Below are 19,291 nucleotides of genomic sequence, written 5' to 3' on the forward strand. Positions count from 1 at the left end.
CGAAGCACCAGCCGGTTTGCCCGGCAGCCCCAACTGAAATTGCATGCATTCCGAATCCCCCTCCCTGCCCGCGTCCGTGCCTGCCGTCGACTGTGACGTGCTTATTCTTGGCGGCGGTGCTGCCGGCATCGGCGTGGCGGCAAGCCTGCGCCGCCGAAGTCGCCACCACAGTCCGCAACTCGGCATCACCATCGTCGAGCCGTCTGACGTGCACTACTACCAGCCGGCATGGACGCTGGTTGGCGGCGGTATGTTCGACGCGAAGGCCACGGCACGACAGACAGATTCACTGCTTCCCGCCGGCGTACAGCGCATCCGCGCGGCAGCCACGCGCGTCGATGCCAATGCGCACCGCGTGCAGCTCGACAATGGCCAGACGCTTTCCTATCGCCAACTGATCGTCTGCCCAGGGCTGCGCCTCGCGTGGGAGCGCATTGAAGGCCTGGAAGCGGCGCTCGGCCAGAACGGCGTTACGTCCAACTATAGGTTTGATTTGGCGCCGTACACGTGGTCCTTGGTGCGCAGCCTGCGTTCGGGCCGTGCGTTGTTTACGCAGCCGGCCATGCCGATCAAATGCGCCGGCGCACCGCAAAAAGCGATGTACCTCGCGTGCGATCACTGGCAGCGCACGGGCGTGCTCGATCGCGTCAACGTGGAGTTCAACCTTGCCGGGGCAGCGCTGTTTGGCGTCGAAGCCTTCGTGCCGTCGCTGATGCGTTATGTGGAGCGCTATCGCAGCAAGCTGATCTTCGGCTCCACGCTGGTAGCTGTCGATGGCCCGGCCCGCATGGCCTGGTTCGAGCACAAGAACGCCGCCGGCGAAGTCGTGCGCGTCGCCAAACCGTTCGACATGCTGCACGTGGTGCCGCCGCAGGTGCCACCCGCCTTCATTGCTGAAAGCGGTCTGGGCGATGCCGCCGGCTGGTGCGAGGTCGACCCCGCCACGCTGCAGCACGTGCGCCATGTCGATGTGTTCTCGCTCGGCGATGTCAGCTCCACGCCCAACGCCAAGACGGCCGCCGCGGCGCGCAAGCAGATCGTCGTGGTCGCCGAGAACCTGCTCGCGCATCGCGAAGGTCAACCCTTGCCCACGCACTACGACGGCTACGGTGCCTGCCCGCTCACCGTCGAGCGCGGCAAGGTCGTGCTGGCCGAGTTCGGCTACGGGGGCAAGTTGCTGCCGACCTTCCCGCTGGTGCCGACGGTGGCGCGCAAATCCGCCTGGTGGCTCAAGAAGACGCTGCTGCCGTGGCTGTACTGGAACGCCCTGCTCAAGGGCCGCGAATGGCTGGCGCGGCCGACCACACCTTCGGGGCGCTAAGACATGTCGCCAATGGAAATCGGCTGGATCATCAGCGCGGGGCTGGGCTCGGTGGTGGGGCTCATCCTGGCGCTCACGGGTGCGGGTGGTGCCATCGTCGCGGTGCCGCTGCTGATCTTTGGGTTGCACTTGTCGGTGCCTGAGGCGGCGCCGATCGCGCTGCTGGCGGTGGGCTTGTCAGCGGGGCTGGGCGCCATGCTCGGCCTGCGCGAAGGCAAGGTCCGCTACAAGGCCGCGGGGCTGATGGCGCTGTGCGGCGTGGTGGTGTCGCCATTCGGCATCTGGGTTGCGCACCGTGTGCCGAATACACCGTTGACGCTGCTGTTTGCGGTCGTGCTCGCCTACGTGGCGGTACGCATGTTCCGCCAGGCCCGCGCAGGAGCACCTGCGGCAGCCGCGCCACGACATGCAGCGCCACCCTGCCACCTCGACACCACAACGGCCAAGCTAGTCTGGACGCTGCCGTGCGCGCGTGCGCTGGCCGCATCAGGCGTGGGCGCGGGATTCCTGTCTGGGCTGCTCGGCGTGGGCGGCGGCTTCGTCATCGTGCCGGCCTTGCGCCGCGCAACTGATCTGCCGATGCAAACGATCGTTGCCACATCGCTGGCGGTGATTGCGCTGGTCTCCACCGGTGGCGTGGTGGCGTCGGCTATTGGCGGTCATGTCGACTGGCATATCGCACTGCCGTTTGCAGCCGGCGCGCTGACCGGCATGCTGGCAGGACGCAGCTTTGCAAAGCACCTGGCCGGGCCGGCACTGCAGCAGGGGTTCGCCGCATTTGCCGGCGTCGTGGCGCTGGGATTGATCGCCCGAACTCTGATTTGACCAACGTGTTGTGAAAGCGGTACAATCGCCGGCTTCGGAGCGTAGCGCAGCCTGGTAGCGCAACTGGTTTGGGACCAGTGGGTCGGGAGTTCGAATCTCTCCGCTCCGACCAGAATTTGGCAGTCAACAAAAACGGCTTACGTTTATCGCGTAAGCCGTTTTTGTTTGGGCGGCAGATGGCGTCATACGGTAGTGATATAAACACGGCATCAACGCCATCTCGCACCACCCGTAGAACCGCTCCATGAACCTCATCCTGTGGCGCCACGCCGAAGCCGAAGACGTGGCCGCATCGCTGCGCATTCAGCGCAGCACCGATCTCCAACGTGAACTGACCAAGCGCGGAGAGAAGCAGGCCGAGAAAATGGCCGCCTGGCTTCGCCCTCGCCTGCCGGAAGACACGCGCGTGCTGGTCAGCCCCGCCGTACGCACGCAGCAGACCGCGCGCGCGCTCACCGAGCATTTCCAGACGTTGCCCGAGATCGCGCCGGGCGCGGACGTCAGCGCCATCCTCGCGGCCATCGATTGGCCGTCCAGCACGAACCTGCTGCTGGTCGGCCACCAGCCGTGGCTCGGCCGCTTGGCCAGCCTGCTGATTGCGGGCGTCGAAATGGATTGGAGCGTGAAGAAAGCTGGCGTGTGGTGGCTGTGCCGCCGCATGCGCGAAGACGAGGCGCAAACCGTGCTGCGCGCGGTGGTCAACCCCGACCTTGTGTGACACGTCATCGTTGTCACAACAACGCCACGCAAAATTCACGCAACGGTCACGATTGACTCGCTTTTGTCGCTGATCTGTCATGCAGCGTCTCTAGAATCGCCTCGAAATCTACCCTTGGGGATCCGAATGCGAGACCTGCCGACGCCCACCCAGCCGTTGATCGACGCACTGCCGAGCCTGAACTTGGGCAACGCCAACGCACGGAGGGGTCTTCCTCGCCAATCCGACGCTGTTCCGACGCGTGACAAGCCTGTTCTGGCCGTTTCGTGGGCGCGCCACCAGGATGAAGTGACCGAAGCGCAACGCCTGCGCTACAAAGTCTTTGCCGAGGAAATGGGCGCCCGCCTGCCCTCAGCCCATGCAGAACTCGACGTCGACATGTTCGACGCCGTGTGCGATCACCTGATCGTGCGCGACCAGAAGACGCTGCGCGTGGTCGGCACCTACCGCGTGCTGCGTCCGGACGCCGCCAAGCAAATCGGCTGCCTGTATTCCGAATCCGAATTCGACCTCGTGCGCCTGACGCACCTGCGCCCGAAGATGGTCGAACTGGGCCGCTCGTGCGTGCACCGCGACTACCGTTCGGGCAGCGTCATCATGGCGCTGTGGGCCGGCCTGGGTGAATACATGCAGCGCTACGGCTTCGAATCGATGCTGGGCTGCGCCAGCGTGTCGATGGGTGACGGCGGCCACTTTGCGGCAAGCCTGTATCGCAGCTTCGTCGACGACGGTTCGTTGGCTCCGATCGAGTACCACGCCTTCCCGCGCGTGCCGCTGCCGGTGGAAGAGCTGAACCAGAACCTGGAAGTCGACCCGCCCGCGCTGGTCAAGGGCTACCTGCGCCTGGGCGCCCGCATCTGCGGCGCACCGGCCTGGGATCCTGACTTCAACGTTGCCGACTTCCTCACGCTGCTGCGTCTGTCGGACATCAACCCGCGCTACGCACGCCACTTCCTGCGCGGCTGATCGCACCACCGCTGCAAAACAAAACGGCCCGGTTCGAAAGACCGGGCCGTTTTGTTTGGATCGGCACTGCAGCGTGCCTAGTTTCCGCCTGCTTATACGTAAGTCACCTTGTAGCGGCGGCCAATGCGCTGCCATTCATCGGCTTCTTGCGTGAGACTGTACTCGACCAGCGGGTTCTGCTCGATCCAGCTCTTGGGCAGTTCCACTTCAAAGCCACCTTCGTTGAGCTCGCCTTCGCTCTGGCGCACCTTCAGGCCGGGCAACTGGATCGCCCCGCGGCGGCGGCACAACACAAAGGCCAGACGCAGGCTGAACAGCATCCGCCAATCCAGGAACTTGCCGCCACCCGACAGCTTGCCAAGCTTGCCGGCATGCCCCAGCAGCAGCGTCGCCAGGCGCGCCTGATCGGTCTTGGAAAAGCCCGGCATATCGGCATGGCTGGAAATGTAGGCCGAGTGCTTGTGATAGCCGCTGTGCGAGATGCTCATGCCAATCTCGTGCAGATTTGCAGCCCAGCCGAGCAGTGCGAGATTGTCTTCGCGGCGCTCATCGGGCGGATCGGGAAACTGCGACAACAGCGCCGTCGCCGCATCACGCACGCGATGCGCTTGCGCACGATCCACGTTATAGCGACGCATGAACTGCTCGATCGTCACCGTACGCATGTCTTCGTGGTGACTGCGGCCGAGCAGGTCGTACAGCACGCCCAGGCGCAACGCACCGTCGGTCACGTCCATGCGATCGATGTCGAGCTCGGCAAACACACCAAGCATGATCGACAGGCCGCCCGGCAGCACCGGAATGCGGTCCGACTTCAGGCCGCTCAACTTCAAGCGGTTAGTGTTCTCCGCCTTGATCAACGCACGCTTGAGTCGCTCCAACCCTTCGCGGGTGATGCCGTGCTCGCTGCCCTTGTCGTTGAAACCGTTGAGCTCGATCAGTTCGGCCAGCGCGCGCGCCGTACCCGACGAGCCCACCGCCTGGTTCCAACCGGCCGTGCGGTACTGTTGCACGAGGATCTGGATTTCGCGACGCGCGGCCAGTTCGGCCTGCTTCATCGCGTACTCATCCACATTACCGTTCGGGAAGAAATGGCGGCTGTGCGAAACGCAACCGATGTAGAGCGATTCCATCAGCTTGGGCTTGTAGCCGTTACCGATGATGAACTCGGTCGAACCACCACCGATGTCGACGACGAGGCGATTGCCCTGGCACGCCGGCGCGTCATGCGATGCACCGAGATAGATCAGCCGTGCCTCTTCGCGGCCCGCAATCACTTCAATGGGGAAGCCGAGCGCGGCCTCCGCCTCGATCAGGAACTCCTGCGCGTTCTTGGCCACGCGAAGCGTGTTGGTAGCCACCGCACGCACGTGGTCGGGCGAGAAATCACGCAAGCGGTCGCCAAAGCGGCGCAGTGCATCGACACCGCGGCGGCGCGCAGGTTGATCCAGGTATTTATCTTGCGTAAGCCCGGCGGCCAAACGCACCGGCTCGCGCAGTGCATCGACCTGGAATATCTGGCTGCTGCTGGCGCCATTGGCGGTGACGGTTTCGTCAACGCGACCGATCATCAGACGGAAGCTGTTGGAGCCCATGTCGACAGCGGCCAGCAGACGGGGGGTGGGACTCATGAATGGAAAACGGGTTGAAACGCGATGGGCGTTTTTAGGGATTGTGGTTCGAAGCGCTGCGCCACAAAATATGTCTCTATTGTGTCGTCAACGTGACAATTCAAATGTGTCACAAATTTGACACCAGAATATGAAAAAGTGGCCGGATAGTCATTCGCTGGAACAGAACATGTCGACATTGCCCGCGGGCGATCTGCTCAATCGCGAACTGGGCATCCTTGAATTCAACGCCCGTGTACTGGCCCAGGCGGCCGACCCTGGCGTACCGCTCATGGAGCGGCTGAAGTTCATCTGCATCGTGTCGAGCAATCTGGATGAGTTCTTTGAGATCCGCATTGCCGGGTTGAAGGAACAGATGCGCGACAACCCCTCGTCTCTCACGCCCGATGGCCTGTCGGTGCAACAGGCGTTTGGTGTTGTGACGGAGCAGGTGCGGCAACTGGTCGCGCAACAGTATGCCATGTTGCAAGACGAGATCCTGCCCCTCCTGGAGAAGGAAGGCGTCTTCTTCCACATGACCACCAACTGGAACGAAGCCCAGCGCGCGTGGTGCCGCAGCTTCTTCCAACGCGAGCTGGTGCCCATCCTGACGCCGATGGCGCTGGACCCGGCACACCCCTTCCCGCGCGTGCTCAACAAGAGCTTGAACTTCATCATCGAGCTGTCGGGCAAGGATGCCTTCGGCCGTGAAGCTGAACTCGCCATCGTGCAGGCCCCACGCGCCCTGCCCCGCCTGGTGCAGATGCCGCCGGAGCTGTCGGGCTATCCGTACGGGTTCGTGCTGCTGTCGTCGTTCATGCAAGGCTTTGTGCACGAGTTGTTCCCGCAGATCGATGTGCATGGCTGCTACCAGTTCCGCGTCACGCGCAACTCCGACCTGTTCGTGTCGGAAGATGAAATTACCGACCTGCGCGAGGCGCTGCAGGGTGAACTGTCCACGCGCCACTTTGGTGATGCAGTGCGCCTGGAAATCGCGCATGACACCTCACCGGCGCTGGTGCGCCGCCTGCTGCAGGAATTCGGCCTGACCGAGGCCGACTGCTATCGCGTCAAGGGCCCGGTGAATCTGGTGCGCCTGCTGCAGGTGCCCGACATGGTCGACAAGCCGGTACTCAAGTACCCGCCGCACGTGCCAGCGACGGTCAAGCAGGTGGCCAACAGCTCGAACATCTTCGATGCCATCCGCCAGGGCGATATCCTCCTGCACCACCCATACGAGAGCTTCACGCCCGTGCTGGAGTTGCTGCAGCAAGCCGCGCGCGACCCAGACGTGGTGGCCATCAAACAGACTGTCTATCGCACGGGCAACGAATCGCCGGTGATGGAAGCGCTCATCAAGGCCGCGCGCAACGGCAAGGAAGTGACCGTCGTGGTCGAGCTGCTGGCGCGCTTTGATGAAGAAACGAACATCAACTGGGCCGACCAGCTGGAATCCGCCGGCGCGCACGTCGTGTACGGCGTGGTTGGCCACAAGTGCCACGCCAAGATGCTGCTGGTGGTGCGTCGTGAAGTCTCCGGCAAGGGCAAGACTGTCAAGCTGCACCGCTACGTGCACCTGGGCACCGGCAACTACCACCCCAAGACTGCCCGCCTCTATACCGACTTCGGCCTCATGACGGCCAATGAGCAGATCTGCGAAGACGTGCACCACACGTTTCAGTTGCTCACCGGCACGGGCGCACAGGTCAAGCTGCACCACCTGTGGCACTCGCCGTTCACGATGCACGAGAACCTGGTCGAACACATCCGTGCAGAGGCGCGCGCTGCCCGCGCAGGCAAACGTGCGCGCATCATCGGCAAGATGAATGCGCTGCTGGAACCGACCATCATTGATGAGTTGTACAAGGCGTCGCGTGCTGGGGTGAAGATTGACCTGATCGTGCGCGGCGTGTGTGCGCTCAAGCCAGGCGTGCCGGGGTTGTCGGAGAACATCAGCGTGCGCTCGATCGTCGGGCGCTTCCTGGAACATCACCGCGTCTACTACTTCCATGCTGCCGGCGAGGAAGTCGTCTACCTTTCCAGCGCGGACTGGATGGACCGCAACCTGTTCCGTCGCGTGGAGGTGGCCTTCCCGGTGCTCGACCGCAAGCTCAAGGCACGCGTGATCAAGGAAAGCCTGCAGGTGCATCTGCGCGACAACGCATCGGCTTGGGTGATGCAGGCGGACGGCACGTACGTGCAACGCCAGACGCGCGGCAAACACGTACGCATCAGCCAGCTCGAATTGCTGAACCACTTCTCGCCGCAGGCTGCAGCAGCGGCAGAAACGGCTGCAGCAGTGGCCGCTGCGACAGCGGCTGAACCGACGGCTCGCACACCGGTAGAGATTTCAGCGGGCTGATCCACCCTGCTCCGCAAAACAAAAACGCACGCTGTTGAGCGTGCGTTTTTCATTGGGCGATGTGCTTGCCGTGCGGTTGAATCAGGCAGCGCGCTCGTCGCTGATGCTCACGCTGCGTACCACCGTGCGCTCCGGTGGGAACACCGCGCGGAAGGTGCTGCCCTTGCCGTGCTCGCTTGTCACCTGCAGCTCTCCGCCGTGGCGCGAGAGCACGTGCTTGACGATCGCCAGGCCCAGGCCCGTGCCACCGGTATCGCGTGAGCGGCTGCGATCGACGCGGTAGAAGCGCTCGGTCAGGCGCGGGATATGCTCGGGGGCGATGCCGATGCCCGTATCCGTCACGGAGAACATGCCGTGACCATCCCTCACGCTCCAGTCGAGGCGGATCGTACCGCCATCGGGCGTGTAGCGCACGGCGTTGGAAGCCAGGTTGCTGAACGCCGAGAGCAGTTCCAACTCAGCCCCGCACACACTTACCGTCGGGTCGCACGTCATGCTGATGGTGTGCCGGCCAGCAGAAAGCGCTTCGATGTCGTGCTCAAGCTGCAGCATCATGCGCTGCATCGGCACCGGCGTGACCGACGGCGGCTCGGAGTTGCCTTCCAGCGTGGCCAACGCCAGCAAGTCTTCCACCAGGTGCTGCATGCGCATGGCTTGCGTATGCATCATGTCCAGGTAGCGCTTCTTGTCTTCTTCTGGCAGCGGAATGTCGCGCACCGTCTCCAGAAAGCCCGAGAGCACCGTCAGCGGTGTCTTCAGCTCGTGCGAGACGTTGGCGACAAAGTCGCGGCGCATGGCCTCGGTATTCTCCAGCTTGGTGATGTCTTGCGACACCAGCAGCTTGCGGTCTTCGCCGTACGGCAAGACCTGGACAGAGACGATGCTTTGCTTGTGCGGGCCCACGTCATGCATGGTGAGCGGCTCCTCGAACTCGCCGCGCGCTAGGTAGCGGACGAACTCCGGTCTGCGGATCAGGTGGGTAATGCGCTGGCGCAGATCACGCTTGGCAGAGAGGCCAAAATGCTCCTCGGCCACGGCGTTGCACCATTCGATCTGGTCTTCAGCGTCGAGCATCAGCACGCCATTGGGCGATGCTTGAATGGCCTGGATAAACCGGCTGTGCTGCTGCTCGACCTGCAGCACCTGCGTGCGCCAGCCCTTCATGAGCCGGTGCAGGCGGTAGTAGACCTCGCCCCATAGGCCGAGCGCACTGGGGATCTCGCCGTAAGCCGGCGAGTCCAGCACGCGCCACAGGCGCTGGATCTGATAGACGTAATAGAGGAGCATCGCCAGCAGCAGCGCGCTGAGCACAGCCAGCGCAGCCACATGGTTGGCGAAGACATACAGACATGCCGTCAGGATGCCCATCAGGGCGACGAAGACGACAAAGCGGGTCCAGAAGACGTTCATGAGGGCATTCTAAGCGCTGGACCGCGAGGATCGTATGACAGCGTCGTGTGAACGCGCGGCAGAGAATGAGGGGCTCGCGCGTTCGATCAGGCGACGACGGTTACTGCCCCGGATTGCGGGCCAGACGATAGCCGCTGCCGCGTACCGTTTCGATCATGTTGCTGTAGCCGCCGGGAGCGAGCGCCGCACGCAGGCGCTTGATGTGCACGTCCACCGTACGCTCTTCCACAAATACGTGGTCGCCCCACACCTGATCGAGCAACTGCGAGCGGCTGTGCACGCGCTCCGGATGCGTCATCAGGAAATGCAGCAGGCGGAACTCGGTCGGGCCCAGGTCGAGCTTGATCGGGTTTTCTGCCTCGATGTTCGCGGCCGTCACGCGGTGCGTGGCCGGGTCCAGCTTCAGGCCGTTGATGGCGACCACGTCGTCTGTCAGCTGCGGCGCGCGGCGGCGCAGCACGGCCTTGATACGGGCCAGCAGTTCCTTGGGCGAGAACGGCTTGGTGACGTAGTCGTCAGCGCCGCTGTCCAGGCCCATGATCTTGTCCTGCTCTTCGCTGCGGGCGGTCAGCATGATGATCGGGATCTGACGCGTGCGCTCGTTGGCACGCAGCTCCTTCGCGAACATCACGCCGGACTTGCCCGGCAGCATCCAGTCCAGCAGGACCAGATCTGGCAGCACGTCGCTCATCAGCGACAGCGCCTGTTCAGCGTTGTACGCACGGATCGGGTAGTGACCTGCGTGCTGCAGGTTGACAGCGATCAGTTCGGCGATCGCCGGCTCGTCTTCCACGACCAGAATGCTACTCGGCATACTCACGTCTCCAATCCTGCCTTTTTATTCGCCTTCGCCCAGGATCTCGCGCTCCAGCGCTTCGCGCCCGGCATGCCGGACGTCGGTTCCCTTGACGATGTAGATAATAAACTCGGCGATGTTCTTCGCGTGGTCGCCGATACGCTCGATGGCCTTGGCAATGAAGAGCAAGTCCAGCGCCACCGAAATCGTGCGCGGGTTCTCCATCATGTAGGTGATGAGCTCGCGCATGAAGCCGCGGAATTCCTCATCGATGGCCTTATCTTCCTTCAGGATCGACACGGCCGCGACGGTATCCAGGCGCGCGAAGGCATCCAGCGCGTGGCGCAGGATCGTCGCGGCCATCTCGCCCGAGCGCTCCACGGCGGCGTAGTTCAGTGCGTGTGCCGACGGGTCTTGCATGAGGCGCTTGGTACGCTTGGCAATCTTCGCAGCCTCATCGCCGGCGCGTTCCAGGTTGGTGATGGTCTTGGAAATGGCCATCACCAGGCGCAAGTCGCGGGCGGTCGGCTGGCGACGCGCAATAATGTTGTTGCAGTCGCCGTCGATCTCGATTTCGAGCGCGTTGATTTCCTGCTCCACCGCGAGCACTTGGTCGCTCATGGCGGTGTCGAAGTTGGCCAGGGCGCGCATCGCACGGGCGATCTGCGCTTCCACCAGACCGCCCATCTGCAGCACCTTGGTGCTGATGGAGGTCAGATCGGTATCAAATTGCGATGACAGATGTTTCTCGGACATCGGTTTCTCCTTGCCTTGTGTCTTCGGCTTCAGTGCGTGTTGCAGATCAGCCGAAGCGGCCGGTGATGTAGTCTTCCGTTTCCTTGCGGCGCGGCTTGATGAAGATCTTCTCGGTCTCACCAAACTCGATCAGCTCGCCCAGGTACATGTACGCCGTGTAGTCCGAGCAACGTGCCGCCTGTTGCATGTTATGCGTGACGATAACGACGGTGTAGTCGTCCTTCAGCTCGGCGATCAGTTCTTCGATCTTGCCGGTGGAAATCGGGTCCAGTGCCGAGCAAGGCTCATCCAGCAGCAGCACTTCGGGGCGGATGGCGATGCCGCGTGCGATGCACAGACGCTGCTGCTGGCCACCCGACAAACCGTAGCCCGACTGGTTGAGCTTGTCCTTCACTTCGTTCCACAGCGCAGCCTTGGTCAGTGCCCATTCCACGCGGTCGTCCATTTCCGAGCGCGACAGGCGCTCGAACAGCTTCACGCCAAACGCGATGTTGTCATAGATCGACATCGGGAACGGCGTCGGCTTCTGGAACACCATGCCGACCTTGGCGCGCAGCAGGGCGATATCCATGCGCGAGGTCAGCAGGTTCTCGCCGTCCATGTTGATCTGGCCTTCGGCGCGCTGCTCGGGATACAGCGCGTACATCTTGTTGAACGTACGCAGCAGGGTCGACTTGCCGCAACCCGACGGGCCGATGAACGCAGTCACCTGCTTTTCGGGAATCTGCAGCGAGATGTTCTTCAGCGCGTGGAACTTGCCGTAGTAGAAGTTCAGGTCACGCACATCGATCTTCGGGCTTTGCGTGCGCACTTCGAGGGACGTAGCAGTCATGGTCATTTCTTGGTGAACAAGGCACGCGCGAGGATGTTCAACCCCAGCACACCCAGCGTAATCAGGAACACCCCGGCCCAGGCCAATTGCTGCCACTCGGGGAACGGGCTCATCGCAAACTTGAAGATCACCACCGGCATGGTCGCCATCGGCTGATTCAGATCCAGGCTCCAGAACTGGTTGTTCAGCGCGGTGAAGAGCAGCGGCGCGGTCTCACCCGCAATACGAGCGATAGCCAGCAGCACACCGGTAATCACGCCGGCATACGACGCCTTGAGCGTGATCGACAGGATCATCTTCCACTTGGGCGTACCGAGCGCCATGGCAGCTTCACGCATGGCGTTGGGCACCAGGTTCAGCATGTTCTCGGTCGTACGCACCACGATCGGAATCTGCAGCAGTGCCAGCGCAAGCACACCGGCAAGGCCCGAGAAGTGCTGCACCTTGGCCACCACGATGGCGTAGACGAACAGACCGATCACGATGGACGGTGCCGACAGCAGGATGTCGTTGATGAAGCGCGTGGCGCTGGCCAACATCGACGTCTTGCCGTACTCGGCCAAGTAGATGCCAGCCAGGATGCCCAGCGGCGTGCCGATCAGCGTGGCCATCGCCACCAGCATGAACGAGCCTGCAATGGCATTGGCCAGACCGCCTCCCGGCGTGTTCGGCGGCGGCGTCATCTCCGTGAAGAGCGACAGCGACAGGCCGCCCACACCCAGCGAGAGCGTTGTCCACAAAATCCACGCCAGCCACACCAGGCCGAAGCCCATGGCGGCAAGCGAGAGTGCCAGCGCAATGCCGTTAATGTTGCGACGGCGGGCCTGCAGGCGCGACTTGATCTTCTCGGAGTCGGCGCGAACGGCAGGAATGGATGGCGTACGCATGGTATTGGGTCTCATGGCGTCGGGCAGATCGTGCTGGTTCACTTGTGACCCTCGCTCTTCTGCAGGCGCAGCAGAAGCAGCTTGGACGCCGCCAGCACGATGAACGTGATGACGAACAGGATCAAGCCCAACTCCATCAGCGCGGCGGTGTGCAGGCCCTGGCCCGCTTCCGCAAACTCATTGGCCAGCGCGGAGGTGATGCTGTTGCCCGGCGAGAACAGCGACGCGTCGGACAGCAGGTTGGTGTTGCCGATCACGAACGTCACGGCCATGGTCTCGCCCAGAGCGCGGCCCAGACCCAGCATCACACCACCGATCACACCGGCCTTGGTGTACGGCAGCACCACGTTCCACATGACTTCCCACGTCGTGCAACCCACGCCGTAGGCGGATTCCTTGAGCAGCGTCGGCGTGATTTCGAACACGTCGCGCATCACCGCCGAGATGTACGGGATGATCATGATCGCCAGGATCACGCCAGCGCACAGCAGGCCGATACCGATCGGCGCGCCCTGGAACAGCGCCCCGATGACCGGGATCTTGCCGATAGTCGCAGCCAGCGGCTTTTGAAAGTACTCGCCGAAGATCGGCGCAAACACGAGCAGGCCCCACATGCCGTAGACGATGGACGGCACAGCAGCAAGCAGCTCGATGGCGGTACCCAGCGGTCGGCGCAACCAGGCCGGCGACAGCTCGGTCAAAAACAGGGCAATGCCGAAGCTCACGGGCACGGCAATGATGAGCGCGATCAACGAAGTGACCAGCGTGCCGTAGACGGGCACGAGTGCGCCATAGATGTCGGAGGGCGGATCCCACTCCGAATTCCACAGGAACGACAGGCCGAATTTCTGGATCGAGGGCCAGGAGCTGATGATGAGCGAGACGATGATGCCGCCCAGCAGCAGGAGCGTAACGATTGCAGCAAGGCGAGTCAGACCGCCAAACACCAAGTCGCCAGTGCGGCTTGGCGCCCGCATGCGGGAAGCGCCGGAAGAATCAGAGAGCGTGGCCATGAGGGAAACCGGTCAGCCGTGAGAGAAGCTGTTGAAATGGCGCGGGCGGCCGATCTGCACCGCCCGCCCGCACCTTGTGCTGCACTTATTTACGACACTTAGGCAGCGGGCAACGATCAGTAGATCGCCTTACCCGACGCGTCCTTCACGCTCGACTTCCACGTGGCGCGAATCTGGTTCTTCACAGCATCCGGCAGCGGCACGTAGTCCAGACCCTTGGCAGCATCATCGCCACCCTTGTAGGCCCAGTCGAAGAACTTCATGACTTCAGCGCCCTGCTCCGGCTTGGCCTGGGTCTTGTGCAGCAGAATGAAGGTCGCACCAGCGATCGGCCATGCGTCCTTGCCCGGCTCGTCCGTCAGGATCTGGTAGTACGACTTGCTCCACTCGGCGCCAGCAGCGGCAGCCTTGAACGCTTCAGCAGTCGGTTGCACGGTGGCGCCCGCCTTGTTCTGCAGGTTCACGTGGGTCATTTTGTTCTGCTTGGCGTAAGCGTACTCAACGTAGCCGATTGCGCCACCCAGACGCTGCACGAAAGCGGCCACGCCTTCGTTGCCCTTGCCGCCGGTGCCGATCGGCCAGTTCACGGTCGTGCCTTCGCCAACCTTGCCCTTCCACTCGGCGTTCACCTTCGACAGGTAGTTCGTGAAGATGAACGAGGTGCCCGAACCGTCAGCGCGGCGCACCACCAGGATGTCCTGGTCCGGCAGCGGAGCCTTCGGGTTCAGCTTGACGATGGCCGGATCGTTCCACTTCTTGATCTTGCCGAGGTAGATGTCGCCCAGCACTTGGCCGTTCAGGGTCAGGCCGCTGATGGCTTGGCCCTTGGAGTCCTTCAGGTTGATCACCGGCACCACGCCGCCGATCACGGTCGGGAACTGGATCAGGCCGTCCTTGCTCAGCTCTTCGTCCTTCAGCGGCATGTCCGATGCGCCGAAGTCGACGGTTTTGGCGGTGATCTGCTTGATGCCGCCCGACGAGCCGATACCTTGGTAGTTCACCTTGGCCTGGGTCGCCTTGTTGTAGTCGGCCGCCCACTTGTTGTAGACGGGGGCCGGGAACGTTGCACCAGCACCGGTGATGTCAACTGCGAATGCGGCACCAGCGAAAGCCAGCGCAGCCACGCCCGCGATTGCGGATTTAACCAGTTTCATGTGTTCTCCAGAGGAGCGGTTGAGCGATGACAGATTTTTGACACCCGAACTTTAGGTCGCCCACATGACACTTCTGTGACAACACAAAAACTTCTCAGAACCGGCTTAAAACGCACGAAAGTCGGTCTTAAGGCATAAAAAAAGCGGCGCAAGGGCCGCTTTTTTGTTGCTTCTGCAGCGTTCGTCCGGCAATTTACTGGAACGTTGCCGCCAGGCGCTCTGCGTGCTGTGTAGCAAGGTCGGCATCCTGTGCCTCAACCATCACCCGCACAACGGGTTCGGTGCCGGACGGACGAATCAGCACCCGCCCCTTGCCGTTGAGCTCAGCCTCGCTGGTCTTCAGCGCAGCCTGCAGGCCAGCGTGCGACTTCCAGTCGAAACCCTTCTCGACGCGCACGTTGATCAGCTTTTGCGGAAACAGACGGACACCGTCCAGCATCTCGTCCAGCGTTTGGCCGCTGCGACGCAATGCCGCAAGCACTTGCAGCGCCGAGATGATGCCGTCGCCCGTGCTGTGCTTGTCCAGGCACAGCAAATGGCCCGAACCCTCTCCGCCCAGCAGCCAGCCGTTCTTCTTCAGCTCTTCCAGCACATAGCGGTCGCCCACCTTGGCACGTACAAATTCGACACCCTGCGCCTTGAGTGCCAGCTCCACAGCCAGGTTGGTCATGAGCGTGCCGACGGCACCCGGCACCGCCTGCCCCGCTGCGCGACGCGCCTGCACCATCACGTAGAGCAGCTCATCGCCGTTGTACAGGCGGCCATTCCGATCGACCACTTGCAGGCGGTCAGCGTCGCCGTCGAAGGCCAAACCGATGTCGGCGCCATGCTCGCGCGTCGCTTCAACCAGCTTGCCGGGCGCTGTCGCACCGTAGCCGTCGTTGATGTTGCGGCCGTTCGGCTGATTGCCGATCGACACGACATCCGCGCCCAGCTCGTGGAAGACGTGCGGTGCAATGTGATACGCCGCACCATGCGCGCTATCCAGCACGACCTTCATGCCGAACAGGTTCAGATCATTCGGGAACGTGCTCTTGCAGAACTCGATGTAGCGGCCGGCGGCATCTTCAATACGGCGGGCACGACCCAGCGCGTCCGAAGCCGCGTACGCCATCGGCTTTTCCAGTTCGGCTTCGATCTGCAGTTCGGTCTCGTCCGGCAGCTTGTCGCCGCTGGCCGAGAAGAACTTGATGCCATTGTCATAGTAGGGATTGTGCGAGGCTGAGATCACCACACCCGCCGACAGGCGCAGCGCGCGCGTCAGATAGGCCACCCCAGGCGTCGGCAGCGGACCGCTCATCAGCACATCCACGCCAGCGGCCGTAAAGCCGGCTTCCAACGCCGCTTCCAGCATGTAGCCCGACAGGCGCGTGTCCTTGCCGATCAGCACGGTCGGCCGACCGTGGCCATGTGATTCGGCGCCGTGCGCCAGCACGCGGCCGGCAGCATAGCCAAGGCGCAGCACAAAGTCCGGCGTGATCGGGCTTTCGCCCACGCGTCCGCGAATGCCATCGGTGCCGAAATACTTCCTGGACATGGGGAATCTCTCCTGCAGAATGTTTCTTTATTGTTTGTAAGGTCCCGGCCGCTGCCGGGCAATCGTCTGTTCGCTCGACCCCGACCGCGCTAGGCCAAAACGATCGTCATGCGAGCGGTGGATCAACCCGCTCGTGACGCATCGCCCACCAGACCTGCAGCGCCTCCACCGTCGGTCGCACATCGTGCACACGCACGATAAAAGCGCCCCGCTCCACTGCCAGCAACGCAGCCGCCACACTGGCGGTGATGCGTTCAGCCGGTGGTTTGCCGCCCAGCACTGCACCCAGAGTCGATTTGCGCGACAGACCTGCCAGCAACGGCAACCCGATCCTCTCGAACTGCGCCAAGCGATTGAGCATGGTGAGATTGTGATCCGGCGTCTTGCCAAAGCCAAATCCCGGGTCCAGTGAGATGCGCTCGGCAGCTACTCCGGCAGCCAGCAGCGCCTCGGTCTGCGCGCGCAGGAAGGCCTCCACCTCGCCCATCAGATCCGTGTAACTGGGCGATTCCTGCATCGTTTCAGGATCCCGCTGCATGTGCATCACGCACAGGCCTGCATTGCCCTTGGCCACAGCCTCAATCGCGCCGGGCCGGCGAAAACCCCAGATGTCGTTGATGAGATCAGCGCCGCCATCCAACGTGGCGCGCATCACCTCGGGCTTGTAAGTGTCGACGGACAGTGGCTTGCCGCAATCGCGCAGGGCCTCGACGATCGGCATCACACGGTCCAACTCTTCCTGCAAGCCTAGTGGTGCGGCGCCTGGCCGGCTCGATTCACCACCGATGTCGATCATGTCGACACCCTCGGCGATCAGTAGCTCGGCATGCCGCAACGCTGTATCGCGGGTGGCATGCTGGCCGCCGTCAGAGAACGAATCGGGCGTGACGTTGAGGATGCCCATGACCAGCGGGCGCCGGTTACGTGCATAGCGAAAGCGTCCGCACTGGAAGTGCGTCGTTGCGGGAATGGAAGCAGACAAGATATGCAGATCAGAATGCAGCGCAGGACCGGAATGCTACGCCAGGCATGCCCAAAAAGCGTCAACAAAAAAGCCGGTGCGCGTGCACCGGCTCTTCTGCGCTGCCCTCGGGGCAACAAACTACAACATCATCACGCCGTGGCTGGCACGTTGCCCGGGTTCGCGGCGGGCGTACCGCCACCCGGTGGGGTGCTGCCGCCACCGGTCGAGCCGTAGCGCGGTGGGCGCGGCGGCTTGCCGTCCATGATGTCGTTGACCTGGTCTGCGTCGATGGTTTCCCATTCGAGCAGCGCGGCAGTCATGGCTTCCACCTTGTCACGATTCGCTTCCAGCAGGCCCTTGGCCAAGGCGTATTGCTCGTCAACAATGCGGCGGATTTCCGCGTCGACCTTTTGCTGGGTCGCTTCAGACACCGTCTTCGATGCCATGCGGCCGAAGAAACCGTCCTGCTCGGTGTCGACATACACCATGGTGCCGAGCGTATCGCTCATGCCATAGCGCGTCACCATGTCGCGGGCCATCTTGGTGGCGCGCTCAAAGTCGTTGGAGGCACCGGTGCTCATCGCGCCCAGGAACACCTCTTCCGCAGCACGCCCGCCAAACAGAATGGCGACCTCTTCAAGCATCGTGTCCTTGTAGGCGTAATGCTTGTCGTGCTCCGGCAACTGCCAGGTCAAACCGCCAGCCCAGCCGCGCGGCATGATCGTGACCTTGTGCACCGGGTCAGCCTTCGGCAGCAGCTTCGCAACCACTGCGTGGCCCGACTCGTGGTACGCCGTGGCCTTGCGTTCCTCTTCGCGAATCACGGCCGACTTGCGCTCCGGACCCATGTAGATCTTGTCCTTGGCGTCTTCGAAGTCCTGCATATCGACCACACGCTTGTTACGGCGCGCAGCGAAGAGCGCAGCTTCGTTCACCAGGTTAGCAAGGTCAGCACCCGAGAAGCCCGGCGTGCCACGTGCCAGCACCGATGCGTCGACGTCGTTGCCGATCGGCACCTTGCGCATGTGCACCTTGAGGATCTGCTCGCGGCCGCGAATATCCGGCAGGCCAACGTAGACCTGACGGTCGAAACGGCCCGGGCGCAGCAGCGCCTTGTCGAGCACATCTGCACGGTTGGTCGCGGCGATGACGATCACACCCGAGTTGGCTTCAAAGCCGTCCATCTCGACCAGCATCTGGTTCAGGGTCTGCTCGCGCTCGTCGTTGCCGCCGCCCATGCCAGCGCCACGATGGCGGCCGACCGCGTCGATTTCATCGATGAACACGATGCAAGGCGCTTGCTTCTTGGCGTTCTCGAACATGTCGCGCACACGGGCCGCGCCCACGCCGACAAACATTTCAACGAAGTCCGAACCGGAGATGCTGAAGAACGGCACCTTGGCTTCGCCAGCAATGGCACGCGCCAGCAGCGTCTTACCGGTACCCGGGGGGCCCACCAGCAGCACGCCACGCGGGATGCGCCCGCCCAGCTTCTGGAACTTCTGCGGATCCTTCAGGAAATCGACCAGCTCGACGACTTCTTCCTTCGATTCGTCACACCCTGCCACGTCAGCAAACGTGACGCTGTTGTTGTTCTCGTCGATCAACCGCGCTCGGGATTTACCAAACGAGAAGGCGCCGCCTTTCCCACCGCCCTGCATCTGCCGCATCATGTAGAACCAGAACACGATGATCAGCAGCGTCGGACCGAGATAGGTCAGTATCGAATAGAAAATATTGGGCTCGTCTTCGGCCTTACCGGTCACCTGCACGCCGTACTTCATCAGGTCGCCGACCATCCAGATGTCGCCCGGCGAGATGATGGAATACTTGTTGCCCTCGTTGGGCGTGACCAGCAGCGTACGGCCCTGCACTTCAACGCGCTTGACCTTGCCGGCCTTCGCGTCGTCCATGAATTGCGAGTACGTCACACCTTCTTGGGTGCGCGGCTTGTCGAACTGCTTGAAGACGGTGAACAGCACCAAGGCAATCACCAGCCAGATGGCCGCCTTCTGAAACCAGTTGTTATTCAAGGCGAGACTCCTTTAGAAATGCCTTGACGGGATGCTTGGCATTGTAATGCACGGATACCGCCGCGGGTTGATTGCCCGCAAGACCGTCGGCACCTGACCTTGTCACC

16 protein-coding genes and 1 tRNA gene are annotated in these 19,291 nt (G+C 62.6%); 6 read left to right on the forward strand and 11 right to left on the reverse strand.

The window, feature by feature from the left end:
- Positions 1–43 precede the first annotated feature (43 nt).
- The 5 genes from PI87_RS09915 (at position 44) to PI87_RS09935 (ending at position 3,830) form a co-directional block, all read left to right on the forward strand.
- Complete coding sequence (locus PI87_RS09915; RefSeq protein WP_052321467.1) at positions 44–1,321, forward strand: NAD(P)/FAD-dependent oxidoreductase; 1,278 nt, start codon at positions 44–46, stop codon at positions 1,319–1,321.
- A gap of 3 nt (positions 1,322–1,324) precedes the next feature.
- The gene (locus PI87_RS09920; protein ID WP_039597536.1) at positions 1,325–2,146 is read left to right on the forward strand and encodes a sulfite exporter TauE/SafE family protein; all 822 of its coding nucleotides are present in this window, start codon (positions 1,325–1,327) and stop codon (positions 2,144–2,146) included.
- 35 nt (positions 2,147–2,181) lie between these two features.
- Positions 2,182–2,258 (forward strand) — tRNA-Pro (locus PI87_RS09925).
- Between the two features lie 132 nt (positions 2,259–2,390).
- Complete coding sequence (gene sixA / locus PI87_RS09930) at positions 2,391–2,864, forward strand: phosphohistidine phosphatase SixA (protein ID WP_039597537.1); 474 nt, start codon at positions 2,391–2,393, stop codon at positions 2,862–2,864.
- Positions 2,865–2,990: 126 nt separating this feature from the next.
- Positions 2,991–3,830 carry a GNAT family N-acetyltransferase gene (locus PI87_RS09935; protein WP_039597538.1) on the forward strand — a complete coding sequence of 280 codons (840 nt, stop codon included), beginning with the start codon at positions 2,991–2,993 and terminating at the stop codon, positions 3,828–3,830.
- Positions 3,831–3,922: 92 nt separating this feature from the next.
- Here PI87_RS09935 and ppx read toward each other — a convergent pair whose 3' ends face one another.
- Positions 3,923–5,461 (reverse strand): exopolyphosphatase, encoded by a 1,539-nt coding sequence (gene ppx, locus PI87_RS09940; protein ID WP_039597539.1) that lies wholly within the window; start codon positions 5,459–5,461, stop codon positions 3,923–3,925.
- Between the two features lie 169 nt (positions 5,462–5,630).
- Here ppx and ppk1 point away from each other — a divergent pair, with 169 nt between their 5' ends.
- Entirely contained in the window at positions 5,631–7,802 is a 2,172-nt protein-coding gene (gene ppk1 / locus PI87_RS09945; protein WP_039597540.1) for a polyphosphate kinase 1, read from the forward strand.
- A gap of 81 nt (positions 7,803–7,883) precedes the next feature.
- Here the strand turns inward: ppk1 and phoR are convergent, their stop codons facing one another.
- The 10 genes from phoR to ftsH all read right to left on the reverse strand — a co-directional run bounded on the left by phoR (position 7,884) and on the right by ftsH (position 19,184).
- Positions 7,884–9,212, reverse strand: a complete 1,329-nt coding sequence (phoR, locus tag PI87_RS09950; protein WP_039597541.1) for a phosphate regulon sensor histidine kinase PhoR — start codon at positions 9,210–9,212, stop codon at positions 7,884–7,886.
- Positions 9,213–9,312: 100 nt separating this feature from the next.
- On the reverse strand, positions 9,313–10,026 hold the full coding sequence (gene phoB, locus PI87_RS09955; protein WP_039597542.1) for a phosphate regulon transcriptional regulator PhoB: 714 nt from the start codon (positions 10,024–10,026) through the stop codon (positions 9,313–9,315).
- A 24-nt stretch (positions 10,027–10,050) separates the two neighbouring features.
- The gene (phoU, locus tag PI87_RS09960; protein ID WP_039597543.1) at positions 10,051–10,764 is read right to left on the reverse strand and encodes a phosphate signaling complex protein PhoU; all 714 of its coding nucleotides are present in this window, start codon (positions 10,762–10,764) and stop codon (positions 10,051–10,053) included.
- A 46-nt stretch (positions 10,765–10,810) separates the two neighbouring features.
- Positions 10,811–11,602, reverse strand: a complete 792-nt coding sequence (gene pstB, locus PI87_RS09965; RefSeq protein ID WP_052321468.1) for a phosphate ABC transporter ATP-binding protein PstB — start codon at positions 11,600–11,602, stop codon at positions 10,811–10,813.
- Positions 11,599–12,483 carry a phosphate ABC transporter permease PstA gene (gene pstA, locus PI87_RS09970; protein WP_039597544.1) on the reverse strand — a complete coding sequence of 295 codons (885 nt, stop codon included), beginning with the start codon at positions 12,481–12,483 and terminating at the stop codon, positions 11,599–11,601. Before pstA ends, pstB begins: the two co-directional genes overlap by 4 nt.
- Before the next feature lie 38 nt (positions 12,484–12,521).
- Positions 12,522–13,496, reverse strand: coding sequence for a phosphate ABC transporter permease PstC (pstC, locus tag PI87_RS09975; protein ID WP_039597545.1), 975 nt, complete (start codon positions 13,494–13,496; stop codon positions 12,522–12,524).
- A 116-nt stretch (positions 13,497–13,612) separates the two neighbouring features.
- Entirely contained in the window at positions 13,613–14,650 is a 1,038-nt protein-coding gene (gene pstS / locus PI87_RS09980; RefSeq protein WP_039597546.1) for a phosphate ABC transporter substrate-binding protein PstS, read from the reverse strand.
- 193 nt (positions 14,651–14,843) lie between these two features.
- Positions 14,844–16,187, reverse strand: coding sequence for a phosphoglucosamine mutase (gene glmM / locus PI87_RS09985; protein ID WP_039597547.1), 1,344 nt, complete (start codon positions 16,185–16,187; stop codon positions 14,844–14,846).
- 106 nt (positions 16,188–16,293) lie between these two features.
- Positions 16,294–17,157: a dihydropteroate synthase gene (gene folP, locus PI87_RS09990; RefSeq protein WP_157003107.1), complete on the reverse strand. Its 864-nt coding sequence runs from the start codon at positions 17,155–17,157 to the stop codon at positions 16,294–16,296.
- A 143-nt stretch (positions 17,158–17,300) separates the two neighbouring features.
- Complete coding sequence (gene ftsH, locus PI87_RS09995; protein WP_039597549.1) at positions 17,301–19,184, reverse strand: ATP-dependent zinc metalloprotease FtsH; 1,884 nt, start codon at positions 19,182–19,184, stop codon at positions 17,301–17,303.
- Positions 19,185–19,291: the final 107 nt, after the last annotated feature.

Origin of the sequence: Ralstonia sp. A12 (assembly GCF_000801955.1) — a bacterium.
Lineage (GTDB): Bacteria > Pseudomonadota > Gammaproteobacteria > Burkholderiales > Burkholderiaceae > Ralstonia.

Excerpts from the sequence above, each read along its gene's own strand:
- PI87_RS09915 (WP_052321467.1), top strand. The coding sequence starts at position 44 with ATGCATTCCGAATCCCCCTCCCTGCCCGCGTCCGTGCCTGCCGTCGAC.
- PI87_RS09920 (WP_039597536.1), top strand. The coding sequence starts at position 1,325 with ATGTCGCCAATGGAAATCGGCTGGATCATCAGCGCGGGGCTGGGCTCG.
- sixA (WP_039597537.1), top strand. The coding sequence starts at position 2,391 with ATGAACCTCATCCTGTGGCGCCACGCCGAAGCCGAAGACGTGGCCGCA.
- PI87_RS09935 (WP_039597538.1), top strand. The coding sequence starts at position 2,991 with ATGCGAGACCTGCCGACGCCCACCCAGCCGTTGATCGACGCACTGCCG.
- ppx (WP_039597539.1), bottom strand. The coding sequence starts at position 5,461 with ATGAGTCCCACCCCCCGTCTGCTGGCCGCTGTCGACATGGGCTCCAAC.
- ppk1 (WP_039597540.1), top strand. The coding sequence starts at position 5,631 with ATGTCGACATTGCCCGCGGGCGATCTGCTCAATCGCGAACTGGGCATC.
- phoR (WP_039597541.1), bottom strand. The coding sequence starts at position 9,212 with ATGAACGTCTTCTGGACCCGCTTTGTCGTCTTCGTCGCCCTGATGGGC.
- phoB (WP_039597542.1), bottom strand. The coding sequence starts at position 10,026 with ATGCCGAGTAGCATTCTGGTCGTGGAAGACGAGCCGGCGATCGCCGAA.
- phoU (WP_039597543.1), bottom strand. The coding sequence starts at position 10,764 with ATGTCCGAGAAACATCTGTCATCGCAATTTGATACCGATCTGACCTCC.
- pstB (WP_052321468.1), bottom strand. The coding sequence starts at position 11,602 with ATGACCATGACTGCTACGTCCCTCGAAGTGCGCACGCAAAGCCCGAAG.
- pstA (WP_039597544.1), bottom strand. The coding sequence starts at position 12,483 with ATGCGTACGCCATCCATTCCTGCCGTTCGCGCCGACTCCGAGAAGATC.
- pstC (WP_039597545.1), bottom strand. The coding sequence starts at position 13,496 with ATGGCCACGCTCTCTGATTCTTCCGGCGCTTCCCGCATGCGGGCGCCA.
- pstS (WP_039597546.1), bottom strand. The coding sequence starts at position 14,650 with ATGAAACTGGTTAAATCCGCAATCGCGGGCGTGGCTGCGCTGGCTTTC.
- glmM (WP_039597547.1), bottom strand. The coding sequence starts at position 16,187 with ATGTCCAGGAAGTATTTCGGCACCGATGGCATTCGCGGACGCGTGGGC.